At 64.6% G+C, this 26593-nt stretch carries 28 protein-coding genes; 12 read left to right on the top strand and 16 right to left on the bottom strand.

The annotated features are described in order from the left end of the window. Positions 1–50: 50 nt before the first annotated feature. Both BMX04_RS06640 and BMX04_RS06635 read right to left on the bottom strand, forming a co-directional pair. Positions 51–824, bottom strand: a complete 774-nt coding sequence (locus BMX04_RS06640) for a tRNA1(Val) (adenine(37)-N6)-methyltransferase (RefSeq protein WP_244888495.1) — start codon at positions 822–824, stop codon at positions 51–53. Further along, on the bottom strand, positions 814–1029 hold the full coding sequence (locus BMX04_RS06635) for a putative signal transducing protein (RefSeq protein WP_050662074.1): 216 nt from the start codon (positions 1027–1029) through the stop codon (positions 814–816). The genes BMX04_RS06640 and BMX04_RS06635 overlap by 11 nt, the downstream gene beginning before the upstream one ends. A gap of 56 nt (positions 1030–1085) precedes the next feature. Here BMX04_RS06635 and BMX04_RS06630 point away from each other — a divergent pair, with 56 nt between their 5' ends. After that, the gene (locus BMX04_RS06630) at positions 1086–2087 is read left to right on the top strand and encodes a polyprenyl synthetase family protein (protein ID WP_074785541.1); all 1002 of its coding nucleotides are present in this window, start codon (positions 1086–1088) and stop codon (positions 2085–2087) included. Here the strand turns inward: BMX04_RS06630 and BMX04_RS06625 are convergent. The 3 genes from BMX04_RS06625 to BMX04_RS06615 all read right to left on the bottom strand — a co-directional run bounded on the left by BMX04_RS06625 (position 2080) and on the right by BMX04_RS06615 (position 6370). After that, positions 2080–2895: a 4-(cytidine 5'-diphospho)-2-C-methyl-D-erythritol kinase gene (locus BMX04_RS06625; RefSeq protein WP_074785625.1), complete on the bottom strand. Its 816-nt coding sequence runs from the start codon at positions 2893–2895 to the stop codon at positions 2080–2082. The genes BMX04_RS06630 and BMX04_RS06625 overlap by 8 nt on opposite strands. Then, positions 2888–4609 carry a tetratricopeptide repeat protein gene (locus BMX04_RS06620; RefSeq protein WP_139194514.1) on the bottom strand — a complete coding sequence of 574 codons (1722 nt, stop codon included), beginning with the start codon at positions 4607–4609 and terminating at the stop codon, positions 2888–2890. The genes BMX04_RS06625 and BMX04_RS06620 overlap by 8 nt, the downstream gene beginning before the upstream one ends. Positions 4610–4720: 111 nt before the next feature. After that, positions 4721–6370: an electron transfer flavoprotein-ubiquinone oxidoreductase gene (locus tag BMX04_RS06615; RefSeq protein ID WP_074785540.1), complete on the bottom strand. Its 1650-nt coding sequence runs from the start codon at positions 6368–6370 to the stop codon at positions 4721–4723. A 279-nt stretch (positions 6371–6649) separates the two neighbouring features. On the opposite strand from BMX04_RS06615, the gene greA reads away from it, so the two are divergent. The 6 genes from greA to BMX04_RS06585 all read left to right on the top strand — a co-directional run bounded on the left by greA (position 6650) and on the right by BMX04_RS06585 (position 10381). Beyond that, complete coding sequence (gene greA / locus BMX04_RS06610) at positions 6650–7120, top strand: transcription elongation factor GreA (RefSeq protein ID WP_074785539.1); 471 nt, start codon at positions 6650–6652, stop codon at positions 7118–7120. 41 nt (positions 7121–7161) lie between these two features. Beyond that, positions 7162–8145 carry a hypothetical protein gene (locus tag BMX04_RS06605; protein ID WP_244888494.1) on the top strand — a complete coding sequence of 328 codons (984 nt, stop codon included), beginning with the start codon at positions 7162–7164 and terminating at the stop codon, positions 8143–8145. A 127-nt stretch (positions 8146–8272) separates the two neighbouring features. Beyond that, positions 8273–8728, top strand: a complete 456-nt coding sequence (locus BMX04_RS06600; RefSeq protein WP_050662078.1) for a universal stress protein — start codon at positions 8273–8275, stop codon at positions 8726–8728. A 127-nt stretch (positions 8729–8855) separates the two neighbouring features. After that, positions 8856–9419 carry a NifU family protein gene (locus BMX04_RS06595; RefSeq protein WP_074785537.1) on the top strand — a complete coding sequence of 188 codons (564 nt, stop codon included), beginning with the start codon at positions 8856–8858 and terminating at the stop codon, positions 9417–9419. After that, positions 9412–9987, top strand: a complete 576-nt coding sequence (tsaB, locus tag BMX04_RS06590; protein ID WP_074785536.1) for a tRNA (adenosine(37)-N6)-threonylcarbamoyltransferase complex dimerization subunit type 1 TsaB — start codon at positions 9412–9414, stop codon at positions 9985–9987. The genes BMX04_RS06595 and tsaB overlap by 8 nt, the downstream gene beginning before the upstream one ends. Next, positions 9977–10381 carry a GNAT family N-acetyltransferase gene (locus BMX04_RS06585; protein ID WP_074785535.1) on the top strand — a complete coding sequence of 135 codons (405 nt, stop codon included), beginning with the start codon at positions 9977–9979 and terminating at the stop codon, positions 10379–10381. Before tsaB ends, BMX04_RS06585 begins: the two co-directional genes overlap by 11 nt. Positions 10382–10397: 16 nt before the next feature. On the opposite strand, the gene BMX04_RS06580 is transcribed toward BMX04_RS06585, so the two are convergent. The 5 genes from BMX04_RS06580 to dctP form a co-directional block, all read right to left on the bottom strand. Beyond that, a complete protein-coding gene (locus tag BMX04_RS06580) occupies positions 10398–11915 on the bottom strand; it encodes a malonate--CoA ligase (RefSeq protein ID WP_074785623.1) in 1518 nt (505 codons plus the stop codon). Between the two features lie 11 nt (positions 11916–11926). After that, a complete protein-coding gene (locus tag BMX04_RS06575) occupies positions 11927–13171 on the bottom strand; it encodes a malonyl-CoA decarboxylase (protein WP_074785534.1) in 1245 nt (414 codons plus the stop codon). Next, positions 13171–14484 (bottom strand): TRAP transporter large permease, encoded by a 1314-nt coding sequence (locus BMX04_RS06570; protein WP_074785533.1) that lies wholly within the window; start codon positions 14482–14484, stop codon positions 13171–13173. Before BMX04_RS06570 ends, BMX04_RS06575 begins: the two co-directional genes overlap by 1 nt. Next, positions 14484–15032 carry a TRAP transporter small permease gene (locus tag BMX04_RS06565; protein WP_050662084.1) on the bottom strand — a complete coding sequence of 183 codons (549 nt, stop codon included), beginning with the start codon at positions 15030–15032 and terminating at the stop codon, positions 14484–14486. Before BMX04_RS06565 ends, BMX04_RS06570 begins: the two co-directional genes overlap by 1 nt. 77 nt (positions 15033–15109) lie before the next feature. Next, on the bottom strand, positions 15110–16093 hold the full coding sequence (gene dctP, locus BMX04_RS06560; RefSeq protein WP_050662085.1) for a TRAP transporter substrate-binding protein DctP: 984 nt from the start codon (positions 16091–16093) through the stop codon (positions 15110–15112). A 141-nt stretch (positions 16094–16234) separates the two neighbouring features. Between dctP and BMX04_RS06555 the strand changes: the two genes are divergently transcribed. Both BMX04_RS06555 and BMX04_RS06550 read left to right on the top strand, forming a co-directional pair. Continuing rightward, on the top strand, positions 16235–16891 hold the full coding sequence (locus tag BMX04_RS06555; protein ID WP_074785532.1) for a GntR family transcriptional regulator: 657 nt from the start codon (positions 16235–16237) through the stop codon (positions 16889–16891). A 44-nt stretch (positions 16892–16935) separates the two neighbouring features. Next, the gene (locus tag BMX04_RS06550) at positions 16936–17580 is read left to right on the top strand and encodes an RluA family pseudouridine synthase (protein WP_074785531.1); all 645 of its coding nucleotides are present in this window, start codon (positions 16936–16938) and stop codon (positions 17578–17580) included. Between the two features lie 56 nt (positions 17581–17636). Here BMX04_RS06550 and BMX04_RS06545 read toward each other — a convergent pair whose 3' ends face one another. Together BMX04_RS06545 and BMX04_RS06540 are read right to left on the bottom strand one after the other, a co-directional pair. Beyond that, positions 17637–18392 (bottom strand): glycosyltransferase family 25 protein, encoded by a 756-nt coding sequence (locus tag BMX04_RS06545; protein WP_074785530.1) that lies wholly within the window; start codon positions 18390–18392, stop codon positions 17637–17639. A 4-nt stretch (positions 18393–18396) separates the two neighbouring features. Continuing rightward, a complete protein-coding gene (locus BMX04_RS06540) occupies positions 18397–19839 on the bottom strand; it encodes an aldehyde dehydrogenase family protein (protein ID WP_074785529.1) in 1443 nt (480 codons plus the stop codon). Positions 19840–19975: 136 nt separating this feature from the next. Here BMX04_RS06540 and BMX04_RS06535 point away from each other — a divergent pair, with 136 nt between their 5' ends. After that, positions 19976–20629, top strand: coding sequence for a peroxiredoxin (locus tag BMX04_RS06535; RefSeq protein WP_074785528.1), 654 nt, complete (start codon positions 19976–19978; stop codon positions 20627–20629). Here the strand turns inward: BMX04_RS06535 and BMX04_RS06530 are convergent. Continuing rightward, positions 20599–21348, bottom strand: coding sequence for a MurR/RpiR family transcriptional regulator (locus BMX04_RS06530; RefSeq protein ID WP_074785527.1), 750 nt, complete (start codon positions 21346–21348; stop codon positions 20599–20601). The genes BMX04_RS06535 and BMX04_RS06530 overlap by 31 nt on opposite strands. 110 nt (positions 21349–21458) lie before the next feature. Between BMX04_RS06530 and BMX04_RS06525 the strand changes: the two genes are divergently transcribed. Continuing rightward, a complete protein-coding gene (locus tag BMX04_RS06525) occupies positions 21459–22781 on the top strand; it encodes an aspartate aminotransferase family protein (protein WP_074785526.1) in 1323 nt (440 codons plus the stop codon). Continuing rightward, positions 22778–23542, top strand: a complete 765-nt coding sequence (locus tag BMX04_RS06520; RefSeq protein WP_074785525.1) for a beta-keto acid cleavage family enzyme — start codon at positions 22778–22780, stop codon at positions 23540–23542. Before BMX04_RS06525 ends, BMX04_RS06520 begins: the two co-directional genes overlap by 4 nt. Positions 23543–23786: 244 nt before the next feature. Here the strand turns inward: BMX04_RS06520 and cobD are convergent, their stop codons facing one another. Genes cobD through BMX04_RS06505 form a run of 3 tightly spaced genes read right to left on the bottom strand, consistent with a single transcriptional unit; the run spans position 23787 to position 26521 of the window. After that, the gene (gene cobD / locus BMX04_RS06515) at positions 23787–24764 is read right to left on the bottom strand and encodes a threonine-phosphate decarboxylase CobD (RefSeq protein WP_074785524.1); all 978 of its coding nucleotides are present in this window, start codon (positions 24762–24764) and stop codon (positions 23787–23789) included. Between the two features lie 6 nt (positions 24765–24770). Further along, positions 24771–25709, bottom strand: coding sequence for an adenosylcobinamide-phosphate synthase CbiB (gene cbiB / locus BMX04_RS06510; RefSeq protein WP_074785523.1), 939 nt, complete (start codon positions 25707–25709; stop codon positions 24771–24773). After that, the gene (locus tag BMX04_RS06505; protein WP_074785522.1) at positions 25706–26521 is read right to left on the bottom strand and encodes a hypothetical protein; all 816 of its coding nucleotides are present in this window, start codon (positions 26519–26521) and stop codon (positions 25706–25708) included. The genes cbiB and BMX04_RS06505 overlap by 4 nt, the downstream gene beginning before the upstream one ends. Between the last annotated feature and the right edge of the window lie 72 nt (positions 26522–26593).

Raw genomic sequence — 26593 nt, 5'->3', positions numbered from 1 at the left:
CGCTGCGGTTGCAAAATGAGCGGGTGTTTTCCGATTGGATTTGAATCGACTCAGGCGGGAAAGGGCAAACCTGCCGCATCTCTGAGCACCGCGGAAATCGCAGGCGTGTAATCCTCGCCGTCGCGGCCATGCGCGGCCGCTGCGTGCAGGCGAATACCATCGTGCAAGCGAAACTCCGCGCGCCCACCTTTGCGCCCACGTATCAAGATGAGCCGCGCCGCCCGTCCCTGCCGGGGGATGAGCGGCAGAACCTCAAGCGATCCCAGATGCGCGACCATCGCCGGGATCAGATCGGGCAGGCGATCGGCGCGTTGAATGAACGTCACCTGACCCTTGGGGGCGACCCGGCGCGCGGCGGCGGTGACCCAGTCGCCAAGGGCACAGGTTTCCCCCATGCCGTGCTCGCGCCCCGGATCACGCGCGGGCGTGCTGGCTGCCCGGTCGAAATAGGGCGGGTTAGCGATGACGTGGTCGAACTGGCGCTGCCGCAGCGGGCCCGGCATATCGGTCAGATCGCCGATGAAAACCTCGAGTGCCTCGCCAATCTCCACCGCGTTGCGTCGCGCCAGATCGGCATAGGCGGGCTGTATTTCCAGCCCTGCGAGGACGAGGCCCGGCACCCGCGCCCCAAGACAGAGCGTCGCGATGCCGGAGCCGCAGCCGAGATCAAGCACACTCTGCCCCGCCCGCGCCGGGATGCTCGCGGCCAAAAGCACTGGGTCTATGCCCGCGCGGTAGCCCGCGCGTGGCTGCGCGATCCGAAGCCGCCCGCCGAGAAAGGCATCATGGCTCAGCTCTTTTTCGACAAACGTTTCAGTCCTCAAGCGAGAATCCGTTGTCGATGAGCGCCTCGCGCGCATCCTCGTAATCGGCATCCGCCACCATCAGGCGGCGCGGGAAAATCCCGATAGAGCCTTCGAGGATGCTCATGTTTACGTCCATTTCAAAGCAGTCTATACCCTCGCCCTGAAGCAGCGCCTGAGCGAACGCCATGGATGCGGGATCATTAGTGCGGAGAAGCTGTTTCATAAGGCTGACATAAGGGCACCGCGCGCTATTTGTCGAGCAGTGTTGACGGGAGTGTTATGGGATTGGACGAAGTCGCAACCAAACCGCATGAGGCCCTTGCCGCGCATCTGGCGGACAAGATGGACGCGGTCAATACGCTGATCCGGGCGCGCATGGCCTCGCGCCACGCGCCGCGCATTCCCGAGGTCACGGCACATCTCGTTGAGGCGGGCGGCAAGCGGCTGCGTCCGCTCCTGACGCTGGCGAGTGCGGATATGTGCGGCTATTCCGGCGATTATGACGTGCATCTGGCGGCAACGGTGGAATTCATCCACACCGCCACGCTGTTGCATGACGACGTGGTGGACGAGAGCGCGCAGCGCCGGGGGCGGCCCACGGCGAACCTGCTTTATGACAACAAATCCAGCGTTCTTGTGGGCGATTATCTCTTTGCGCGTGCCTTTCAGTTGATGGTCGAGACCGGCTCGCTGCGGGTGCTTGATATCCTTGCAAATGCCTCGGCGACGATAGCCGAGGGCGAGGTGCTGCAGCTCAGCGCGGCGCGCGATCTGCGCACCGGTGAGAGCATCTATCTTCAGGTGGTGCGCGGCAAGACGGCGGCGCTTTTCTCGGCGGCGACCGAAGTGGGCGGCGTCATCGCCGGCGCGCCCGAGGCTCAGGTGCAGGCGCTTTTCGATTACGGCGACGCTCTTGGGGTTGCGTTCCAGATCGTCGATGACCTGCTCGACTACGAGGGCGACGCCAAGGCGACCGGCAAGAATGTCGGCGACGATTTCCGCGAGCGCAAGCTGACCTTGCCGGTGATCAAGGCGGTGGCGGCGGCCTCGGACGAGGAACGCGCCTTCTGGAAGCGGTGCATCGAGAAGGGGGATCAGCGCGACGGCGATCTGGAGCATGCGCTCGCTCTGTTGCACGCGCATGGAGCGCTTGACCAGACGCGCGCAGATGCAATGGCCTGGGTCGCCAAGGCGCGCGTGTCTTTGGAGACGCTGCCCGCCCATCCGGTGCGCGACATGCTGGGTGGTCTGGCGGATTACGTGGTGGCGCGGATCAACTGAGACGGGTCGGCATGACCCACCAATCGGGATGGTCGCGGCGTAGCGCGTCGGAGGCCTCTTGCGCAAATTGCGGATCGGGGTAGAGCCCAAAACAGGTCGCACCAGAGCCCGACATGCGGGCGAGCGCGCAACCTTCGCTCGCTGCAATCACCTGCAAGACATTCGCGATCACCGGGGCCTCTGCGATGGCCGGTTCCTCCAGATCGTTGCGCTGTGTGGCCAGCCAATGGATCAGGTTTTCCGCCGTGTGCCAGCCCGGCAGGCGTTCGGGCATGGGGGAATTGTCACGCCGCGCCAGTCGTTTGAAGATTGCGGGCGTCGAGACGGCGATGCGCGGGTTGACCAGAAGGGCGTGCAGGAGCGGCAGGCGCGCCAGTGGCGTGACCTCTTCGCCGATGCCGCGCATCCGCGCGGCGCGGGCCAGCAGGCAGACCGGCACATCGGCCCCCAAGCTTGCCACGTCATCGGGCAGGCGCGCGCCAGTGAGCCGTGTGAGCGCGCGCAGGCAGGCCGCCGCGTCGCTTGAGCCGCCACCGATCCCGGCAGCGGCGGGCAGATGTTTGTCGAGCGTGATGTCGGCCTCGGCCCCCATCAGCGCGGCGGCGCGCAGCACGAGGTTCTCAGGCCCCTCTGGCACGCCCGCCGACGTAGGGCCCGTAATCCGCAAATGCGACACACCGGGCCGCAGGGTCACGCGATCACCGATATCGGCAAACACGACGAGCGAGTCGAGCAGGTGATAGCCATCCGCCCGGCGGCCCGTGACATGCAGCGTCAGATTGACCTTGGCCGGGGCAGGCTCAGTTATTGGCCGGGATTGCATTCACGGCTCTCAGCGGCTCGGACCCTTCTTCCTCGAGCACCTGATCGAGCCCGACCTCCAGCTTGCGGCGCACGCGGTCGGCATCGAGATCTGGCGACGGCGCGCTTTCATGAAGCGACAGCGCCCTCCGCCACTGAAATCGTGCCTCGCCCTTGCGATCCACCGCCCAGAGAACATCACCGAGGTGATCGTTGACCACCGGATCGGTGGGCATCAACTCGGCCGCGCGTTCCATCTGCACGATGGCCTCGTCATAGCGGCCCAGACGATAATAGACCCATCCGAGGCTGTCGACGATATAGCCACTGTTGGGCTGTGCCGCGACGGCGCGCTCGATCATGCCGAGTGCTTCTTCGAGATTGATGTGCTTTTCCACCATCGAATAGCCCAAATAGTTGAGCACCTGCGGATGATCCGGGTTCAACTCAAGCGCACGGCGGAAATCGGCCTCGGCTTGGGGCCAGTGATCGAGCCGCTCGTGACTTATCGCGCGCGCGTAGTGGACGAACCACTGCGGGTTGTCGCGCTCCTCCAGCAGCGCAATGGCGCGGTCATAAGCCTCGACTGCCGCGTTGTAACTCTCTTGCGCGCGATGCAGATCCCCGGCTGCGACATGTACATTGGCAAGATCGGGATAGGTCTGCGCCAACTGGTCGAGCACCTCCGCCGCCGCATCGGGCTTGTCCGCGCGGCGCAGGACCTCCGCACGCCCCAATTCGGCCACGTGATAAGAGGGGTGATCGCGCGGCACCTTCTTGTAAGCGGCGATGGCAAGGTCGTGTTGCTCCATATCCTCGAGCAACTCGGCCACCGTGATCACGGCGTCTACATGGCCAGGCCGGATCGCCTCGGCGGCCCGCGCATAAAGCAGCACGAACTCGTCATTGGCTTCTTGCATCAGCGCCCGTGCAAGCGAGAAAAAAACCTCCGCAACACCGTCTTTTGGCCCCGACACCACGTCGAATGGCACGGTTTCACCGGCCTCGATCTGCGCGCGCAGATCAGTGATCTCCGGGTCCGGGTCCCCACCAAACGTGTCATCGATCAGGCCAAGCGCGCGCTCGTGCTCGCCCAATTGGCTCAGGACCTGCGCCCAGGCCATGACACCGCGCCGGGTGGCTTGGACCGGGCCGTCCTCGTCTCCGGCAAACACTTGGTCAGCGCCTTCAAAATCACCGACAGAGGCGAGCGCCAGAGCCTTTTGATAGAGCGCGAAACTGCGCAATCCGCGTTCTTCGGCAACGGTGTCGAAGCGGGCGAGTGCCTCGGTCATGTCGCCCTTGCCGAGATAGGCCCAGGCCGAGATCAGCCCGTCTGCCAGATCGCCCGCGCCACGCTTGTCCTGAAGTCGCGAGAGCAGCCCCTCCCACTCGGCCTTGCTTGCCTGATCGGCCAAAAGCGCAATTTGCGCCACCTGACTGCGCAATCCGTCCGCCTCGATCTTGCGGGCCACGGCGACGGCCCGATCCAGCTGACCCAGGGCCAGATAGGCGATGGTCGCGTTCTCAAGCATTGCCGGGTTCGACGGGTCCCGCGACAAAGCCTGCGCGTAATACTGCGCCGCAGCCGCGAAATCGCCAACGACACGTGCCTGACGGGCCGCAAGATAGGCGCCGGCTGGCTCCTGCGCCGAGACAGGCAGCGGCACCGCCTGCAAGAATGCTGTGAGTGCGAGGGCCGAGAGGGTTCTGATTTTCACGCTGACCTGCCTTTTATCGCGGGAATGTCACGCGAAGGTAATATGCCAGCCCCCCCAAGGCAATGCGGCGCGGCCCATTTGCCGCGCCGCGCCCCCGATCTCACGGGATGGTTACATATTCGGATAGTTCGGTCCGTCCCCGCCCTGCGGTGTGACCCAGTGGATATTCTGGCTGGGATCCTTGATGTCGCAGGTCTTGCAATGCACGCAGTTCTGGAAGTTGATGACGAACCGCGGCTCCTTGCCTTCTTCGTGCACTACCTCGTAGACACCCGCCGGGCAATAGCGCTGCGCGGGCTCTGCGTATTTCGGCAGGTTGACGCTGATCGGCACGTTCGCATCCTTGAGCGTCAGATGCGCAGGCTGATTTTCCTCGTGATTGGTCATCGAGAAACTGACATTAGTCAGGCGGTCAAAGCTCAGCTTGCCATCGGGCTTGGGGTAGTCGATCTTCTTGTGGGTCTCGGCCAGCCCTGTCGCCTCGGCATCGGTCTTGCCATGCTTGAGCGTGCCCAGAAGGCTGAAGCCTACGGTATTGGTCCACATGTCGAATCCGCCGACAGTGAGTGAGGCCAGAAGGCCATATTTGGACCAGAGCGGCTTGACGTTGCGCACCTTTTTCAGGTCTTTGCCGATCGCGCCGGTGCGCACCTCGGTCTCGTAATCGCCAAGTTCGTCACTGGTGCGGCCAGCCTTGATCGCCTCATGCGCCGCTTCCGCCGCCGCCTTGCCCGAGAGCATGGCGTTATGGTTGCCCTTGATGCGCGGCACGTTGACCATGCCGACCGAACAACCCAGAAGCGCCACGCCCGGGGCCACCATCTTGGGCATCGACTGATAGCCACCCTCGGTGATGGCGCGCGCACCGTAGGCCACGCGCTTGCCCCCCTTGAGCAGATCCGCGACCATCGGGTGATGCTTGAAACGCTGGAATTCCATGTAGGGGTAGAGATGCGGGTTCTGGTAATTCAGATGCACCACGAAGCCGACATAGACCTGATTGTTCTCAAGATGATAGATGAACGAGCCGCCGCCCGCGTTGCTGCCAAGCGGCCAGCCCATCGTGTGGGTGACGCTGCCCTCGCGATGCTTGGCGGGGTCCACCTCCCAGATCTCTTTCATGCCGAGGCCGAATTTCTGCGGCTCGTGCCCCTTGGACAGATCGTATTTGCCGATCACCTCCTTGGCGAGCGACCCGCGCACGCCCTCGGACAGGAAGACGTATTTGCCGTGCAGCTCCATCCCCGGCTCATAGCTCGGACCGGGCGTGCCGTCCTCGTTGCGACCGAACTCACCGGCCACGACGCCCTTGACCTCGCCATTCTCGCCATAGACCATTTCCGAACAGGCCATGCCTGGAAAAATCTCGACGCCCAGTTCCTCGGCCTGTTCGGCCATCCAGCGGCAGACATTGCCCATCGAGACGATGTAATTGCCGTGGTTGTTCATCAGCGGCGGCATCGGCCAGTTGGGGACGCGCACCTTGCCGCCTTCACCCAGCATGTAGAAATTATCCTCGCGCACAGGCGTGTTTATCGGCGCGCCCTTCTCTTTCCAGTCGGGGATCAGCGCATCGAGGCCGCAGGGATCGAGCACCGCGCCCGACAGGATATGGGCCCCCACCTCGGAGCCCTTTTCCAGCACCACGACCTGACACTCGGCATCAAGCTGCTTCAGCCGGATCGCGGCAGACAGACCGGCAGGCCCCGCCCCTACGATCACGACATCGTATTCCATCGCTTCGCGCGTCATATCCGTCATCGACATCATCCTTTTTTCGGGGCGCATCACGGGCCAGTGCCGCCACGCAACATTGTTGCGAGAGTGACTAGCCCGCCCGCGCGTCAAGCGTCAATTGAAACACGACGTTAAAACCGCTTGAAACCGGCAATTTGTCACGGCCCTGCGCCTGAATACGCCTGCCTTCGCGATCCACTATTGCAATCGAAGCCCGCATTCGTGCAATCTGATCCAAATTCTGAAACGAGACTGACGGGGCCAGCAAATGCGCGGCCCCGCTTCTGACAATGGACGCGTGAAATGGAAAAAATCCCGATGACTGCAGGCGGCCATGCCGCGCTGGGAAAAGAGCTCAAGCAGCTCAAGTCGGTTGAGCGGCCCGCCATTATTCGCGCCATCGCCGAAGCGCGAGAACATGGCGACCTGAGCGAGAACGCTGAATATCACTCGGCCAAGGAAAAGCAGTCCTTCATCGAGGGCCGGATCAAAGAGATCGAGGGCATCCTGAGTCTCGCCGAAGTGATCGACCCCGCGAAACTCTCGGGTTCGATCAAGTTCGGCGCGACGGTCACGCTCGTTGACGAGGATACCGACGAGGAAAAGACCTATCAGATCGTGGGGGAACATGAGGCCAGTATCGAAAACGGCCTTCTGAACATAAAATCGCCAATTGCGCGCGCCCTGATCGGCAAGGAAGAGGGCGACAGCGTCGAAGTGCGCACTCCCGGTGGTGATCGCGCCTATGAGGTGATAAAGGTCGTATATCTCTGACAGGCAACCACATCATGCCCCCACGCACGCAACCCAGCCCCATGTCGGGGCGTCAGGACAGGCCCCAGGCGGACCGTCTGACCGTGATCGAGGTGATTGCGGTTGCGTTGTCCTTGTTATGGCTGGCAGGAACGGGGCTGTTTTTCCTCGTGCTCGCACCACAGGACAGCGTGGATGGCGCGCTGCAATTCGTGATCGTTCTGATTGCCGTTTTCATGCCCGTGGCCATGATCTGGGTCGGGGCAACCGCTGCGCGCGCAAGCCGCGTCATGCGCGAGGAAAGCACCCGGCTACAGGCGGCAATTGACGCGATCCGCGACGCGTATCTCAATCAAAATCAGTTTCTTGGCCAAACCGTGGACAAGACGGTCAGCCAGAAGCTGGACGAGATCGTGGCGGCACAGCGCAAGACCGAAACCACCCTGGCGACGTTTTCCTCGGTGCGCACGCACGAGGTCGAACCGCGCCCGGTACTGGCCCCTGCCCCGGCACCGTCCGGTGCTGATGATCAAGTTGCCCTGCCACTTGGCACGCCCGCCGAAGAGATACAGGCGCCTCTGAGCCGCGCGGATTTCATCACCGCGCTGAACTTCCCCGAGAGCCCCGAAGACAAGGCCGGTTTTGCGGCGCTGCGACGCGCACTCAAAGACCGTCCCACGGCACAGCTCATCCGTGCAGCACAGGACATTCTCACGTTGATGTCGCATGATGGCATCTACATGGACGATCTGCGCCCCGATATGGCCCGCCCCGAAATCTGGCGGCGTTTTGCCGATGGTGAACGCGGGCGGACCGTGGCTGCGCTTGGTGGCGTGCGCGACCGGTCATCACTGGCGCTGACAGCGGCCCGGATGCGGCAGGATGCGATCTTTCGCGATGCGGCGCACCACTTTTTGCGGCTCTTTGACAGGATGGTCTCACAATTCGCCGAGACCGCGACGGATGCCGAGATATCGGAGCTTTCAGAAACCCGCACAGCGCGGGCCTTCATGCTGTTGGGTCGGGTGGCCGGCACCTTTGACTGAGGGCAGAGCGGGCGGGCAACTCGCTGTTTCTTTTCGGTAAAGATACTCAAATTCGGATGTGGGAACGGCCTCTATTGCCCCGTGCCCATTTCCGCGTCATGATGCGCGACTGAGGGAGATATGAGCGATGCGCAAGTTTCTTGTGGTGCTGGATGACAGCCGCGAATGCCTGAACGCGATGCGCTTTGCGGCGATGCGCGCCGCGCATACGCAGGGTGGCGTCGAAATTCTATCGGTGATCCCACCAGAGGAATTCAATCACTGGATCGGTGTCGGAGACATCATGCGCGAAGAAAGCCGCGAGCGCATCGAGGCGCATTTCGAGGTTTTCGCCAAATGGATGCGCGACAAACAAGGCATTGATCCTGAACTGGTGATCCGAGAGGGCGAGCCGGTCTCTGAGATCATCGCGCAGGTCCATGACGACCCGGATATCGGCGTGTTGGTTCTGGGTGCCGGGACCGGCAAGAAAGGTCCCGGACCGCTGGTAACGCAACTGACCAAGAATTCGGGCACCCTGCCTATCCCGATCACCATCGTGCCGGGTGATCTGAGCAAGGAACGGCTTGAGGCGATCACCTGAGAAATGCGCGCCTCACTACGCAAACGTCACCCTGCCTTCCCTTGCCAACCAGTTTAGAATCGTTCCAATCCTTGACTTGCGGCCATGGGGGGCGCATATCTGGGGACAAGCACGAAAGGGGCGCGCCATGTTCATCCAGACCGAATCCACTCCAAATCCCGCCACGCTGAAGTTCCTGCCCGGACAGACCGTGCTGGACGCAGGCACCGCTGATTTTCCTACCTCCGACGGCGCGGAGGTGTCGCCTCTGGTCGACCGAATTTTCAAGGTTCCGGGCGTCTCAGGCGTCTTTCTGGGCAACGATTTTGTGACCGTCACCAAGGATGAAGCCACCGAGTGGGACCATATCAAACCCGCGATTCTGGGCGCGATCATGGAGCATTACCAATCTGGTCAGCCGGTGATGACCGGCGAGGGCGGCGGCGCGTCGGGCCATGCCGAGCACAGCGGCGAGGACGCGGAAATCGTGGGTCAGATCAAGGAATTACTCGACACCCGCGTGCGGCCCGCGGTGGCACAGGACGGTGGCGACATCACCTTTCACGGCTTCGAGCGCGGGGTGGTCTACCTGCATATGCAGGGCGCCTGCGCCGGCTGCCCCTCTTCCACCATCACGTTGAAGATGGGGATCGAGAACCTGCTGCGCCATTACATCCCCGAAGTGACCGAGGTGCGCCCTGTCGGTGTCTAGGCCGCTTACCCTGGGGTTCGACACATCGGCCGCGCACTGCGCGGCCGCTTTGCTATGCGGTGACCAGGTTCTGACGGCATGCGCCGAAGAGATGGGACGCGGACAGGCAGAACGTCTCATGCCACTGCTGGAAGACGTCTTGGCAGAGGCTGGGGCCACGTGGCGCGATCTGGCCCGGATCGGCGTCGGCATCGGCCCCGGCAATTTCACCGGCATTCGGATTTCGGTTGCCACCGCGCGGGGGCTGGCGCTGAGCCTTGGCATCCCCGTGATCGGCATCAGCACGCTGGAGGCGATCCGTGCAGGCGCGGAGCCTGGCACGCCCTGCGTGCCCGCCCCGCGCGATCAGGGCTACGTGCAGCGTGTCGGGCAAGCACCGGAACTGGTGGCGATGGCGGATGTTCCTGACGCGCTTCTCCCCCCGCCCCCCGTTCTGCTGGCCGAGCAGATCGCCCGACTTGCGGCTCGTGCCCCCGATAACGGCCCGCCCCCGGCGCCGCTTTACGTACGGCCTGCCGATGCGGCCCCGGCAAAGGACGCGCCACCGGTGATTCTGGATGACGCCTGACGACATGGCTGCCTGCCACGGGCGCGCCTTTGCGGGTCAGGGGCGGGCATGGTCGGTCGCGGAATTCACTGAGCTGCTGGAAAGCCCGCTGGTATTCGCCATGGGCGATGCGCGCGCCTTCGCGCTAGGCCGGGTAATCGCGGACGAGGCGGAATTGCTGACGCTCGCCTGCGACCCGGCGCATCAGCGACAAGGGCTGGCTCGCGCATGCCTTGCCGGGTTCGAGGGCGAGGCTGGCGCACGCGGTGCAGTAACGGCGTTCCTTGAGGTTGCGGCAAACAATGCACCTGCGCGCACGCTGTATCAAGCAGCGGGCTATTCCGAGGTCGCCCGGCGCACGGGATACTACGCACGCGGGACGGTCGACGCTCTGATTCTGCGCAAGGCGCTCTGAACGGGGCATGCGCGGCTCAAGCGGCGGCGAACAGATCCGCGTAATCCGCGCGCAGCATGTTCTTTTGCACCTTGCCCATCGTGTTGCGCGGTAATTCGTCGAGCACGATCAGGCGGCGCGGATGCTTGAACCGCGCAAGGCTCTGCGACGCAGCCCCGGCAATGGCATCAAGATCGAGCGTTTCGCCCTTTTGCGGCACCAGAAAGCCCACCACCGTCTCGCCGAAATCGGGATGCGGCACGCCCACCACGGCGCTTTCCAGAACGCCGGGTTGGTCATCGAGCAGCAATTCGATTTCCTTGGGGTAGATGTTGTAGCCACCCGAGATGATCAGGTCCTTGTTGCGCCCCACGATCTGCACATAGCCCTGATCGTCAATCAGCCCGAGATCGCCGGTGATGAAGAAACCGTTGTCGCGCAGTTCCTCGGCGGTCTTTTCGGGCATGTTCCAGTAGCCCTTGAAGACATTCGGGCCGCGCACCTCGATCAGGCCGATCTCGCCCTGCGGCAAGGTCTCGCCACTTTGCGGATCGGTGACCTTGAGATCCACACCCGGAAGGGGAAAGCCCACGGTCCCGGCGCGGCGCGCGCCCTCGTAGGGGTTGGAGGTGTTCATGTTGGTCTCGGTCATGCCGTAGCGCTCAAGGATGTGGTGGCCGGTGCGCTCTTCAAACGCCACATGCGTTTCGGCCAGAAGCGGCGCCGAGCCGGAGGTGAAGAGCCGCATATGTGCAACCAAGTCGCGGGTGAAGCGCGGATCGTCCAGCAGGCGGGTGTAGAAGGTCGGCACGCCCATCATCGAGGTGGCGCGTGGCAGCGCGTCAATCACCGTGTCCACGTCGAATTTTGGCAGGAAGATCATGGATCCGCCCGCCAGCAGGATGACGTTGGTCGCCACGAAAAGGCCGTGGGTATGAAAGATCGGCAGCGCATGCAAGAGCACGTCCTCGGCGCTGAATCGCCAGTAATCCACCAGAACCTCGGCGTTGGAGAGCAGATTGGTCTGCGTCAGCATCGCCCCCTTGGAGCGGCCCGTGGTGCCAGAGGTATAGAGAAACGCCGCAAGGTCGTCGCCATCGCGCGGAGTGGTCTCGAACGTCTCGGGCAGATCACGCGCCGCGTCGGGCAACGTGCCATTGCCACCCGCATCCAGCGTCATCAGCGCGGCCCCCGCCGCCTCGGCCATCGGGCGGAGCGCGTCGGATTTGGCTGGGTCGCACAGCAACAGCTTCGCGCCGCTGTCGCTTACGAAGTACGACAGCTCATCCCCGGTATAGCCGGTGTTGAGCGGCAGAAAGACGATGCCCGCCTGCACGCATGCGGCATAGACCGCGAGCGCCTCGGGCGATTTCTCGATCTGCGCGGCGAGCCGGTCGCCGGACGCGAGCCCCGCCGCGCAGAACGCATGGGCATAGCGCGCGGTCAGCCGCAGGAAGGCGTCATAGCTGAGCGTTTGCCCGTCGCCGAGGTGGAGAAACGGGGTGCTGCGGCCCGCATGGCGACCGAAAAGCGTGTCATAGAGAGGGTTGGCCATGGTCTTGTCCTTCATTCCGTCGTCTTGGCGGCCGCAGAGGCGAGGGCTGTCACCTCTGACGAGGCGGCGATCTCACCCGAGGCCGCAAATCGCTCGTGGTTTTGCGAAATCTGGCGCAGGTCGTAAAGGTAATTCACCATCACACCGCCCGATTGCTTTTGCCCGTTGGGCGAAAGATCCGCCCCCGCATGGATCGCATGGACCGATGCGCCGTTGCCCAAGTGAAACCGCGCCACCGGATCATAGGGCCCGCCCTTGTCGCGCGTGCCGTTCAGAAGGTAATGCGCGGTGATCTGGCGGCGGGCGTCATCCTCCTCGGGCATGGTCTTGTCACGCTCCGACAGCCAGCGGGTGAGGCCGGGAATCGGCGACAGGGTGACAAAGGTCTTGAGATTGGGCAATTCCTGCGAAAGGTCCGCCACCACCTGCTTGATTAGCGAGTTGCCGAAGGAAATGCCCGCCAGCCCCGACTGACAGTTGGAGATCGAGTAGAAGACGGCGGTGTCGGCGGCATCCGGCGCGATGGCTTCGCGGTCCTCCGACAGGACGTCGTGGATCGCACCGGGGACGCCGTGGCTGAGCGCCACCTCGACGAAAATCAGCGGCTCGTCGGGCATTGCGGGATGGAAAAATCCAAAGCAGCGCCGGTCCGTGGGTTGCAACCGGCGGCGCAAATCATCCCAGCTGTCGATGGCATGCACCGCCTCATAGGCGATGATCTTTTCCAGCACATCCGCCGAACTCGTCCAGTTGATCGGACGCAGCACCAGAAAGCCGCGATTGAACCACGACGCAAAGAGGTGCTTGAGATCGAGATCGACGATCGAAAGCCCCGGATTGTCGCGTGCCAGACGCAAGAGATCCGAGCGCATCGCCACAAGCTGCGCCGTTGCCCCCGGCACCTGATTGAGACGGCGGGCAAGCTCCTGTCGCGGCGGCTCGGCGGCGGTCATGAAGGCGCGGTAGGTGTTCCGGTCGGGCGTGGCCTCAAACGCATCGAGCGTGTCGCGCACCGCCTCGGGGTCGACGCCCATATCCTGCGTCAGGAACTCGAAAAACGCCAGTTTGCCCGCGTCATCCATGCCCGCGTAGCGATCAAGGATCAGCCGGGCGAGTGCCATGCCCGACACCTCGCCCGAACTGCCCAGAAGATCACGGCACAGCGCCTCGATGCTGCGGTTTTGCCGGTCGGGTTCGGCGGCACCGCGATAGCGCCGCTCGAACACCGTTGAAAGAAGATCCGCCAGCACGCTCATCAGCCCAGTCCCATCACTGCATTCGGCAACCATGTGGCCAGCCCGGGGAACAGGCACAAGAGGATGATCGCGAGAATCATGCAGCCGACATATGGCAGCGAGCCGACAAGGATCGTCTTGAGCTTGATATCGGGCGCGATGCCGTTGATCACATAGAGGTTGAGCCCCACGGGCGGCGAAATCAGGCCGATTTCCATGTTGATGGTCAGCACCACGGCAAACCAGATCGGATCAAACCCGGCGGTGGTGATGATCGGCAACAGGATCGGGGCTGCCATCAGGATCACCGCGACGGGGGGCAGGAAGAAGCCCGCGATAAGCAGGAAGACGTTGATCGCGCCCATGAGAATCCAGCGATTGACGTCAAGCGTGCCAATCCATTCCGCGATGGATTGGGTGATGAAAAGCGAGGACAGCATGTAGGAAAACACCCCCGCCGCCGCGATGATGAAGAGGATCATCACGCTCTCGCGGGTGCTGTCGCGCAATACCACCCAAAGCGCGCGGGGATCCCACAGCTTGTAGATTACCATGGCGATCACCAGACACAGCAGCGCGCCGACAGCGGCCGTCTCGGACGGTGTGGCGATGCCGCCATACATCGCGTAGAGCACCCCGAGGATGATCGCGAGAAACGGCAGAACACGGGGCAGGATCTCAATTTTCTGCGCCCATGTATAGGGTTTCGCCCCCAGAAGGCGCACATCGCCCGCCTTCCATGTCTGGTAGAGCGACCACGCCATGAAGAGCGCGACCAACAGCATGCCCGGAATGACGCCCGCCAGAAACAGGCGGCCAATCGAGGTTTCCGTCGCGATGCCATAGACGATCATCGTGACCGAGGGCGGGATGAGAATACCGAGCGTGCCGCCCGCCGCGATGGAGCCTGCGGCGACTGAATCAGGGTAGCCGCGCTTGCGCATCTCGGGGATGCCCATCTTGCCGATGGCAGCACAGGTGGCGGGCGAGGAGCCCGACATCGCCGAGAAGAGCGCGCAAGCCCCAAGGTTGGAGATCACGAGGCCACCGGGCACGCGGGTCAACCACCGCTCCAGCGCCTCATAAAGATCGGCACCCGCACGGGTCGAGGCTATAGAGGCCCCCATGATGATGAACATCGGAATCGACAGAAGCGCGAAATTGTCGAGCTTGCCAAAGAAGATTTCCGGCATGAGTTCCAGCGAGCGCATCCCGTCGAAGATGATCAGGAATCCGCCCGCCACGATCAGCAGACCGAGCGCGACAGAGACGCCGGAGAACAGCACGATAATGGTCGCGATGGCGACGATGAGGCCAAGCACAAGCGGGTCCATCAGGCGTCCTCCAGTCCGAATGGGGTGTCGATATCGAGGATCAGCGCCACGAGGTCGGCCACCAGTTGCAAGAGAAACAGGGCAAAACCCACCGGAATGGCGAGGTACGGGATCCACAGCCGCACTGCCCAGATGGTGTCGGAGGTCCAGCCGCGCGCCCAGGCGAAATGCCAGAATTCATAGCCATACCAAAGCATCACACCGACGACGAGGATCGACAGCGAGAGCGTCAGCACCGCCAGCCCCTTGCGCATGCGGCGCGGCAGGGCGAGCGGGATCAGATCCACGTTCACATGTCCGCGCAGGCGCTGCACGTAAGGCAGGCCCAGCAGAGTCGCGGCGATCATGAGATAGATCACCGCCTCGGTCTGCCAGATGGTCGAGCCGTTCATCACAAAGCGGATCCAGATCATCTGGCAGGTGATCAGCACCGCCGAGACGATCATGCCCGCCGAGATCCAGCCCGCAAGGCTCGAGATCGCAGCAACGGCGCGCAAGAAGGGGTTATTGCCGGTGCGCGCGACGGCGCCCGAGGTCTGGCCAGCCATTTGGCACTCCTGATGGTGGTCGGAATTTCAGTCGGGGAATGCCGCGCCCACCAAGGGGGCGCGGCACTTGGGTCACGTCACTCGACGGCGAGCGCCATGTCGAGCAGTTCCTGCCCGTCGGGCACCTGCTCGACAAAGGCCTTGTAGGAGGTTTCCTGAGCGATGGCGCGCCATGCATCGAACTCCTCTTGGCTCATATGGGCGATCTCGACGCCGGCCTTCTCGAACACCTCAACGGAGTTGGCGTCCTGCTTCTTGGCCTCTTCGAGATAGTAGGCTTCGGCCTTTTCGGCCCCGGCCATGAGCGCCGCCTGCTGATCTTCGGAAAGACCTTCGAAGGTGGTCTTGTTCATCAAAAGCGGCTGATACATGAACCAAAGCGCCACGTCGCCTGCCGGTGTGTAGCAGCTGACCTGCTCGTAAATGCGGTAGGAGACAAAGGACGAGGACGAGGTGTTGGCCGCATCCAGAACGCCGGTCTGCATGGCGTTGTAGATCTCGGAACTCGCCATCGAGGCGATGGACGCACCGGCCCCCGCGAGCATCTGTTCAAACGCCTTGCCCGCCGCCCGGGTTTGAAGGCCCTGAATGTCATCTGGTTTTGTGATGCACTTTTCCTTGCCCGCGAAACCACCTGCGAGATAGCCATGCACAAGCACCATCACGTCATCCTCGGCCATCTTGGCCTCCAGCGCCTCCATGAAGGGGCTGTCGGACAGGCGCGCGGCGTGATCGTGGTTCTTTACCAGCCCCGGCATCAGCGTGAGGTTGTACGCGGGTTGTTGGCCGCCTGCATAGCTCAGCGGCAGGACCGTCATGTCGAGCTGACCACGGCTGAGCGGGGTGTATTGCTCGCGCGGCTTGAACAGCGACTTCGAGCCGAAAATCTTGATCTCAAGGTCGACATCGGCGGCGGCCACTTCATCGGCGACGATTTGCGCCACCTTGTGACGCACGTCGTTGTTGGACCACTGATGCGACAGGCGCAGTTCGGCGGCTGTGGCCGTACCGCCCATAAGCAGTGCAGTTGCGGCGGTGGCCGCTATAAACGTGTGTTTCATGTATTCCTCCCATAACTGCCGTGGGCCTGATGACCCGTGAGCATTGATACAGTCTTTGGAGTTTTGAATTCAGAGTCAAGATTTTTGTATACAAGAAATTCCATCTTGCGCACAAAGCCTTTGCCGCCTAGAGTTTTTCGCATGTCACAACGCCGGGCCGATATCATTGCAGATGCGCTGGAAGAGCTTGTCTTCACCGGCGGGTTCAACGATGGCGACCGGCTGGACGAGATCCGCCTTGCCCGTCAATTCGAGGTATCGCGCACGCCGATTCGCGAGGCGCTCGGACGGCTTGTGGCCTCGGGACTGGCCGAGCAGATACCTCGTCGAGGGGTGTTCATCCGGCAGCCCGGCCCGGTCGAACTGATGGAGATGTTCGAGACCATGGCCGAGATCGAGGGCGTATGCGGACGGCTTGCGGCACAGCGTATTTCCGAACCTGCACTACGTGATCTGGACGCGGCAAATGCGCGTTGCACGGCGGCGGTCGAGGCGGGGGACACCGATGGCTACTACCGCGAGAACGAGCAATTCCACCACGTGATCTATCATCAGGCGGGCAATGGGTTTCTGGAGCATGAAGCGCTGCGACTGCACCGGCGACTCAAGCCATTTCGCCGGTTGCAACTGCGTTTGCGCGGACGGATGCAACAATCCATGGCCGAGCACGAGGCGATCGTCGCGGCTCTGCGCGCGGGTGAGGCGGAATGGGCGGCGGAGGCGCTGCGGGGGCATGTGGCCATTCAGGGCGAGAAGTTCCACCTGCTGATGTCGAGCCTGCGCGACGCGGCGGAGTGAGCGCGGCGGTGGCCCTTGGCCGCATGGTGGTGTAAGGCGCGCGCATGTCCGATTATGCGCCGCCAACAGACCCGCTCGACATCCTGCATCACGACCACGAAATCGTCGTGGTCAACAAGCCCGCAGGCCTGCTCAGCGTGCCGGGAAAGGGCGAACATCTGGCCGATTGCCTGATGACCCGTCTGCAGGACGCGTTTCCGACCGCGCTGCTGGTGCACCGGCTGGACCGCGACACCTCGGGCGTGATGATCTTTGCGCTCACCCCCCATGCACAGCGCCATCTGGGCCTGCAATTCGAGAAGCGGCAGGCGAAGAAAACCTATGTGGCACGGGTGTTTGGGCTGCTTTCACCCAAGACCGGCGTTGTCGATCTGCCGCTGACGGTAGACTGGCCAAACCGGCCTTTGCAGAAGGTCTGCCACGAGACCGGGCGCGCCGCATGGACCGAATGGCGGGTGCTGCGGCAGGGCGAAAACGAGAGCCGCGTGCGGCTCAGCCCGAAGACCGGGCGCAGTCATCAGTTGCGGGTGCATATGCTCAGCCTCGGGCATCCGATCCTCGGTGATCCGCTCTATGCCAGCGGCGCGGCGCGGGACTATTCGCGCCTGATGCTGCATTCCGAGGAGTTGCGCCTGCGCCATCCGGACGGCGGCGCGGGTGTGAAATTTCGCGCCAAGGCACCGTTCTAGAGGCCTCGAAACGGGGGGCTGTATCGCGTCGGTATCGCGTCGGTGCCGGGTGCAGATCACGCGAGCCCGCCCTGCACCGGTGCGCCGCTATGGCGCGAGGCGCGGCTGACACTCCGGCGATAGCGATAGCGCGCCCATTCGCGGTGCAGTTTTGCAAGCACGCCGCGCGTGCCGCCCTGAATGGTGGAACCGTCGAGCGTATCGGCGATGTCGCTGATCCCGGAGGGATGGATCGCCGCCGGGCGCAACCCGGTGTGCCAATGGCTTTGCAGGAACGTATCGACCGGGCGGTCGAAACTCTCGGTCAGGTGCAGGAGGTGATCGGCGGCGTCCCAGCTGAGCATTTGCGCGGTGCTGCGCAGCCCGGTCTGTTGCGGTACGCTGAGCACGCTTGCCCCAACCGTATCGACCAGCGTGGCGGGCCCGGCATGGGGCCGCGTCTGGAACTGGATCAGCCCGAGCATGTCGATATTGGCAAGCGCGAGGCGCAGCGCGCTTGCATAGGGTTCGGCCGTGAGGGCGGCGTCATCCTCGAAGATCAGGCCGAAATCGAGATCGCGGCGGACGATCTCGGCCCAGATCTGGCGGTGGCTGAGGAAACGGCCAATCTCGCCCGCGCTGAGATCGAAGGGATAGGCGGGCGCGAAAATCTGCGCGCCCACGCAGGCGGCGAGATCGGTCGAGGACAGCGTGCGGCCGTCGACGGCGGGCCATATCTCGCCCTCCATCCCGCAGTCTGCCAGCACCGCGCGGGCATTGTCACGCCGGGCGGTGGCGCGCGGCAGATGCAGGACGAAGGCGTGGCCCGCCACCGTCTCAGGCGCCGGGCGTCCAGCCGGAGACCGCCTTGACCTCGAGGAAGTCCTCGATGCCCCATGTGCCGCCCTCGCGGCCATAGCCCGACTGCTTCATGCCGCCGAAGGGCGAGCCCGCGCCGCGCGACTGGCCGTTCATCTCGACCATGCCGGAGCGCAGGCCGCGTGCAAGGCGGTTGGCCCGTGCCCCGTCACTGGTCTGGACATAGTTGGTCAGCCCGTAAGGCGTGTCATTGGCGATCGCGAGGCCGTCTTCCTCGGTGTCGAACGGGATGATCGACAGCACCGGTCCGAAGATTTCCTCGCGCGCGATGGTCATGTCGTTGGTCACATCGGCAAAGACCGTGGGGCGCACGTAAAAGCCCTTGTTGAACCCCTCGGGCCGCCCGGTGCCCCCGGCGACAAGGCGCGCGCCCTCGTCGATGCCTTTCTGGATCAGGTCCTGGATCTTGTTGAACTGCACCTCGTTCACCACCGGGCCGATATGGCGGCCTTCCTCGCTGGCGGGGCCGATGGTGAGCGAGGCGGCGACCTCGGCGGCCTCTTCCACGGCGCTGTCGTATTTCTCGCGCTGCACCAGCATGCGGGTTGGTGCGTTGCAGGACTGACCGGTGTTGTTCATGCAGTGGATGACGCCGCGCTTGACGGCCTTCTCATCCGCATCGGCAAAGATCAGGTTGGCGCCCTTGCCGCCCAATTCGAGGCTGACGCGCTTGAGCGTGTCGGCGGCGGATTTGGCAATGAGCTTGCCCGCCCGCGCGGAGCCGGTGAAGCTGATCATGTCGATATCGGGATGCGCCGAAAGCTGGCTGCCGACGCCCGCGCCATCACCGTTGACGAGGTTGAAGACGCCCTTGGGCAGACCGGCCTCATGGATGATCTCGGCGAAGACGACGGCGTTGAGCGGCGATTCCTCGGAGGGTTTGAGCACCATGGTGCAGCCCGCCACCAGCCCGGCGATGACCTTGAGCGTGACCTGGTTCATCGGCCAGTTCCACGGCGTGATCATGCCGACAACGCCGACCGCCTCGTGGATGATCCGGTCATTGGGGGCGTGATCGCCAAGGGGGGCGTCGAATTCGAACTCGCGCGCGGCCTTGAGGAAATTGGTGATGTGCCAGACGCCCGCGCCCACCTGCTGCTGGCGGGCCATGTCGATGGGCGCGCCCATCTCGACGCTGATCGCATGCGCCATGTCCTCGGCCCGGGACTTGTAGACCTCGAGGATCTTCTCGACATGGGCGATACGCTCGGCCACGGGGGTGGCCATCCAGCCCGGCAGGGCGGCGCGGGCGCTCGCGACGGCGGCATCGGTATCGGCCTGCCCGCCAAGCGAGATCACCGCGCAGGGCTCTTCCGTCGAGGGGTCGATGACGTGATGGTCCTGCCCCGCGATGGGACCTGTCCAGGTGCCGTTGATGTAGAACTGTCGTTTCTCGATCATCTGATTGACCTCCGTGAATCTGGCGATACTGTGTCAGCGTGCCGGGCGGCCCGCAAGGCGGGAAAGCGACTGCCCGGGGTGATTTGATCAAATGACCTATGCTCTCGGAACCACCGCATCAAGAAGGAGGCTGAAAATGGGCCTGCGCATCAATGACACGATCCCCGATCTGACCGTGACCACCGATCTGGGAGAGATTTCGCTGCATGACTGGGTGGGCGACGGCTGGGCCATCCTGTTTTCGCATCCCAAGGATTTCACCCCGGTCTGCACCACCGAATTCGGCGCGGTCGCGCGGCTGGCCGAGGAATGGGAAAAACGCGGCTGCAAGGTGCTGGGCGTGTCGGTCGACGGGGTCGAGGATCACGTGAAATGGAAGGCCGATATCGAGACGGTCGGCGGGGCCGCACCGCGGTTCCCGATCGTCGCCGATGAGGGGCTGGAACTGTCCAAGGCCTTCGACATGCTGCCTGCCGAGGCCTATCTGCCCGACGGGCGCACGCCGGCGGACAGCGCGACGGTGCGGTCAGTGTTCATCATCGGACCGGACCGGCAGGTCAAGCTGATCATGACCTACCCGATGACGGTGGGGCGCAATTTCGGCGAGGTGCTGCGCGCGCTCGATGCGCTGCAGACCACGGCGGGGCATGGCGTGGCTACGCCCGCCGACTGGACCGTGGGGCAGGACGTGATCATCCCGCCAAGCGTCAGCGACGAGGATGCGACGGCGAAATTCGGCGCTTATGACGCGGTGTTGCCCTACCTGCGCAAGACCAAGCTGCCCGGCTGACGGGATGCTCCCAAGCGCTTTGGAAAGCGCTTGGGAAGCCGTTTTTCAAACGGCTTTGGCGCGCGGCGTTTACATACCACCACATAGGCCCCCTGCCCGGCGGCCATTTGCGCGGCCTCGATGGAGCGGGTGGAAAACGGCGGCTTGGTGACGACGATGAGCGCGTCGCGCGCATCGAGATCGGCGAGCCCGGCACCGAGCGACGCGCCCATGCGGCTTGCCATGGACCAGTTTCCGGTGCAGAAATGCGCCATGTAGGCGAGGTATTCCACCACCCCCGTCGAGCCGAGCGCGCCCAGCAAAAGCACGTTGCGCGCCGCTTGCAGGTGATCGACCGCGCGTTCGAGCAGGTCCTGATCCATGTCGCGCAAAAGGGTCTGGAGGTTGTTCTGGCAGGCCCCGACATGGGCCTCGAAAAAGCCGCTCTCGCCCGCCTCATGGGCGTTCTGGAGCCGCTCTGCGCGTTCGGCGAAACTGTTGACGCGCTGGCCGATCTTTTCGCGCATCGCCTCGCGCAGATCCTCGAAGCTCTGATAGCCGATGGCGCGCGCAAGCCGCGAAAACGTGGCCGGGGCCAGTCCGCTTTCGTGCGCCACGGCGCGCAAGGACCGGGTCGCGGTGTCGACAGGGTGCGCCGCCACATATTCCCCGGCCTGCCGCAGCTTGTCGCTGAGGCCGTCGAAATTTTTCGACAGTCTGTGTTCGAACGAGGCGTTCAAACGGGCACTCCCTGACGTTGTATTTTTGAAACAATTGGTTCCATCTGTTTCACGTATTGTCAACAGGTGATTCATTTGTTTCAGTGACGCGAACAGCAAGGATACGCGCCATGACCCATGTCTTTCCCCGCCACACCAAGGCCCGCCCGCCCCGCGCGGCACGCGGCGAGGGGGCCTATATCATCGACGAGACCGGCAAGAGATATCTCGACGGCTCGGGCGGCGCGGCGGTGTCGTGCCTCGGGCATTCCGACCCGGACGTGACGCAGGCGATCAAGGATCAGGCCGACCGAATCGCCTTTGCGCATACCGGGTTTTTCACGTCGGAGCCTGCAGAGCGGCTGGCCGACCGGCTGATCGCCCATGCGCCCAAAGGGATCGAGCGGGTCTATTTTGTCTCGGGCGGGTCCGAGGCGGTGGAGGCGGCGCTGAAACTCGCGCGGCAGTATTTCCTGGAAAAGGGCGAGCCGTCGCGCACCCGGTTCATTGCCCGGCGGCAGAGCTATCACGGCAACACGCTGGGGGCGCTTGGCACCGGCGGCAATGCCTGGCGGCGCGAGCCGTTTGCGCCGCTGATGGTCGAGACCTCGCATATCGCGCCCTGTTATGAATATCGCGGGCGGCACGCAGAGGAGACCCCGGAGGCCTATGGCCTGCGCGTGGCCGATGAGCTTGAGGCGGAATTGAACCGCGTCGGACCGGAGAACGTGATCGGCTTCGTGGCCGAGCCGGTGGTGGGCGCGACGCTGGGGGCGGTACCGTCCGTGCCGGGATATTTCCGGCGCATCCGCGAGATTTGCGACCGGCATGGCATCCTGCTGATCCTCGACGAGGTGATGTGCGGGATGGGGCGGACCGGCACGCTTTTCGCCTGCGAGGGGGACGATGTGCGCCCCGATATCGTGACCATCGCCAAGGGGCTGGGCGCGGGCTATCAGCCGATTGGAGCGATGCTGTGCTCGGGGGAGATTTATGCCGCGATCGAGGGCGGATCGGGGTTTTTCCAGCATGGCCATACCTATATCGGCCATCCCATCGCCTGTGCCGCCGCCGATGTGGTGGTGAGCAAGCTGACGGATGGCGGGATGACCGAGCGCGCGGCGCGGATGGGTGAGGTGCTGGGCGAGGCGCTCATAGCGCGGTTTGGCCAGCATCCGCATATCGGCGACATTCGCGGGCGTGGCATGTTTCGCGGGCTGGAACTGGTCGAGGATCGCGAAAGCAAGACGCCCTTTGATCCGGCGCGCGGGATCAACAAGCGGATCAAGGCCGCGGCGTTCGACGCGGGGCTGATCTGTTACCCGATGGGCGGCACGATTGACGGGCGGCAGGGCGATCACGTGCTGCTCGCGCCGCCGTTCATTCTGACCGAGGATCAGGTGGGCGAGTTGGTCGACAAGCTGGCCACCGCGCTTGATGTGGCGCTGGCATGAGGGCGCTGCCCCAGCTGATGGTCGCGCCCAACGGGGCGCGTCGCGGCAAGGCCGATCACCCCGCGCTGCCCATGACCCTGCCCGAGATCGTTGAGACCGCGTGCGCGTGTTTTGAGGCGGGGGCGGATGGGCTGCACCTGCATCTGCGGGACGCAGAGGGGCGGCATCTGCTGGATGCCGGGGCCTATCGCGAGGCGCTGGAGGAACTGCGCCGCGCGGTGCCGGAGATGGCAGTGCAGGTTACGACCGAGGCGGCGGGGGCCTATGCGCCACCCGCGCAGCGCGCGGTGGCGCTTGGCTCGGGGGCCGATCTGGTGTCGGTCGCGTTGCGCGAGATGGCGGCCGAGGAGCCGGAGGCGCCGGGGTTCTACGCCGCCTGCGCCGAGCGCGGCATCGCGGTGCAGCATATCCTCTACAAGGCTGCGGATTTCGATCTGCTGGCGCGGCTGGTGCCGGACGGTCTGCGCGCGGCGGAAGGGCTGCAATTGATCTTCGTGCTGGGGCGTTACAGCGACGGGCAGGAAAGCGATGCGCGTGATCTTGGGCCGTTCCTAAACCGGCTGGCGGCGCGGGAGGCACCCGCCGACTGGGCGCTCTGTGCCTTTGGCCGGGCTGAAACCGACTGTCTGCGTGCCGCGCATGCGGCGGGCGGAAAGCTGCGGGTCGGGTTCGAGAACAGCCTGTGGCACGCGGATGGGCAGGTGGCGCGCGACAATGCCCAGCGGGTCCGGGCGGTGGTGGAGGTGTGCGAGCGGGGATAGGGGTGGATGGGTTAAGGTCTTGAGCAGGCGTTGGACTAAGCCGCGCATCGACGGGCCGCGGTGCGGCGATCCGACGTCAGTTTTGTAGCGCTTTATATCAGCAAAGCCCGAAAAACATCTGAACGCAGAGCAGATTGCAGCCAAATCGCCGTGCCGGGGGGCGGCCCGGCGATGCGCGGCGGTCTTCGACCGCGTATCGCGCGGGTGCTTTGATCCAATGGCAGCAACAGGCCAAAATCGACCCTCACAGCGCCGTCTCGAGCCGCGCCCACTCCGCCTCGCTCCCCGCAAGGCCGAGGCGGAGCCAGGTGCGCGAATAGGGGAAGATGCGCGACCAGATCTGGTGGCGCGCGAGATGCTCCTGCGCGGCCACCGCATCGGGCGTGGCATAGGTGCGAAAGAGCGGCGTGCCCCCCACCAGCGACCAGCCCGCGCGGAGGCCAAGCGCATCGAGCCGGGCGGCGTCGCGGCTGAGGCGTGCGGTCGTCTGAGACTGCCACGCGCTGTCGGAGAGCGCCCGCAGCGCCACCTCGATCGCGGGGCCCGAGACCGGCCATGGCCCGGCCATGTCGGCGAGGGTGCGGGCGATCCCGGGCGATGAGAGCGCAAAGCCGAGGCGCAGCCCGGCGAGCCCGTAGAACTTGCCGAAGGAGCGCAGGACGAGGATATTCTGCGGCCCCGCATGCAGGCGCGGGGCGAGCGACAGGTCGGGCGCGGGATCGGCAAAGCTTTCGTCCACCACGAGCAGCCCGACCTGCGCCGCGAGGGCGGCAAGGCGGTCGGGATCGTGGCGCGCACCGTCGGGGTTGTTGGGGTTCACGACAATGGCGCAGTCGGCCCCGGCGAGCGCGTCAAGCTGTGGCAGATCCTCGACCGTCCAGCCCCGGGCGCGCAGGGCGGCGGCATGCTCGTTATAGGTGGGCGACAGCACCCGCGCGCGGCCCGGCGCGGCCAGATGCGGCACCGCCTGAATGACCGCCTGCGCACCCGCCAAAGGGGTGACATGGGCCCGGGTGCCATAGCAGGCGGCGGCGGCCTCTCGCAGCGCGGTCATGTCGGAGGTGGTGGGCAGGTCGGCAATGGCGTGCCGGGACAGCGGCGGCATGGGGTAGGGCATGGGGTTGATGCCCGTCGACAGGTCGATCCATTGCGCCCTGTCACCGCCGAACCGGTGCATCGCGGCATCGAGATTGCCGCCGTGATCGCGAGGGGTGGTGTCCATGCCGCCTTAGACCAGCCAAAGCCCCAGAAGCGCAAGCACCATGAGCGTCATGGCGCGGGCATAGAGCGACAGCGCGCGGCGCAGATCATCCGCCTGCGGGTCGGGCGCGCCGGGGTTGAGCCATGGCTCATTGCTGACATGGGTGCCATAGGTGCGCGGCCCTGAAAGGCGGATGCCGAGCGCGCCCGCCATCGCGGCCTCGGGCCAGCCGGCATTGGGCGAGCGGTGGTGGCGGGCGTCGCGGGTCATGATGCGCAGCGTGCGCAGGGTATGGCGCGGGGTGGCGAGGGCAAAGAGCAGCCCGGTCAGCCGCGCCGGGATCAGGTTGGCCAGATCGTCGAGCCGGGCGGCGAGTTTGCCGAACGCCTCGTAGCGGTCATTGCGGTGGCCGATCATCGAATCGAGCGTGTTGATCGCCTTGTAGGCGGCGATGCCCGGCAGGCCTGCGACCACGCCCCAGAAGACCGGGGCGAGAATACCGTCGCCGGTATTCTCGGCAAGGCTTTCGATGCCTGCGCGGGCGACGCCTGCGGTGTCGAGCGTGGCCGGGTCACGCCCCACGATCATCGCCACGGCGCGACGCGCGGCATCAAGATCACCGCTGACAAGCGGCGCAGCGACGGCGGCGACATGATCGTGCATCGAGCGCAGTGCGATCAGCGGCCAGGCCAGCATCCCGCCGATCAGCCAGCCGAGCGGGCCATCGGGGAGCATCGCCTGCAGCGTCAGCGCCGGAAGCGTGGCGGCGGCAATGGTGATCAGCGTGGTGAGTGCGCCTATACGCAAGCGTATGGAGTGCGTGCCGCTGTTGAACCGTCCTTCGAGCGCCGCGATCAGGCGGCCGAGCCATGTCACCGGGTGGCCAATCTTTGCGTAGAGGCGATCCGGCCAGCCGAGCAGGAGATCAAGCGCGAGGCCCGCCAGCATCATCGCCGCGAAACTCATGCAGCACCCCCGGTGCGAAAGCGCAGGACGTCGCGCAGCCCGGCCTCTTGCAGCCCGGCCCCGGCCCCATTGGGCACCTTGCCGGGGGCAAAGATCAGCGCGCGGGCGGGGCCGGTATGGGCGCGGGCATATCCCAAAGCGCCCAGATCGCGCGCCAGATCGGGCATCGGATCGGCAGGGCCGCGATGCGCGGTTGAGCGGCGAGCGGATTCGGTGGCGATACCCGCGAGGGCCGCGAGGTCACCGCGCGCGGCGGCCCCGGACCAGAACGCCACCAGATCGGAGATGTCGGGAAAATTCTCATCGCAAGGATCGGTGCGCTCGGTATCCCCCCAGAGCCCACCGACGATCTCGGCCTCGGGAAGGCTTGGCAAATCGCGCAGCACCTCGGCCCGGCGCGAGGCCCAGAGCAGGCGGTCGGGATGGGCATGCATCAAGGGATCGCTTGCGCCTTCGACGCCAAGGCAGGCGCGGGCCAAGGCATCGCGCGGGCCGCAATGGCCCAGCGCGCGGGCCGAGGCCACGAGACAGGCGGTGGAGGCCCCTGCCCCGGCGCCAAGCGGCATATCACAGTCGAGCGCGGGCCAGTCGGGGCTATTGAGGCCGAGCGCGGCGGCGAAGGCATCGAGGCGCGCGGCGTCAAACAGCGCGGGCAGGCGAATGCCCGTCCCCGGTGCGCGCGCCGACAAGGCCGGGCAGGCCAGCGTGATCAACGCGACCGGGCCATCGGGGCCAAGTCGACCTTGAATCCATTCGCCGAAATGGCCGGGCACGGTGACGGGGGTGCAGGGCATGGCGGCGGGGTCTCTCATCTGCTGTTCGGCCTGCGCCGATGTGTCATGGCCCGCGTGAAAAGTCGAGCGGGCGCGGGAGATTTCGATTTG

Source organism: Roseovarius tolerans, assembly GCF_900109855.1.
Lineage (GTDB): Bacteria > Pseudomonadota > Alphaproteobacteria > Rhodobacterales > Rhodobacteraceae > Roseovarius > Roseovarius tolerans.
The sequence above is the reverse complement of the archived record's forward strand: the minus strand, read 5'-3'. Positions and strand labels throughout refer to the sequence as shown.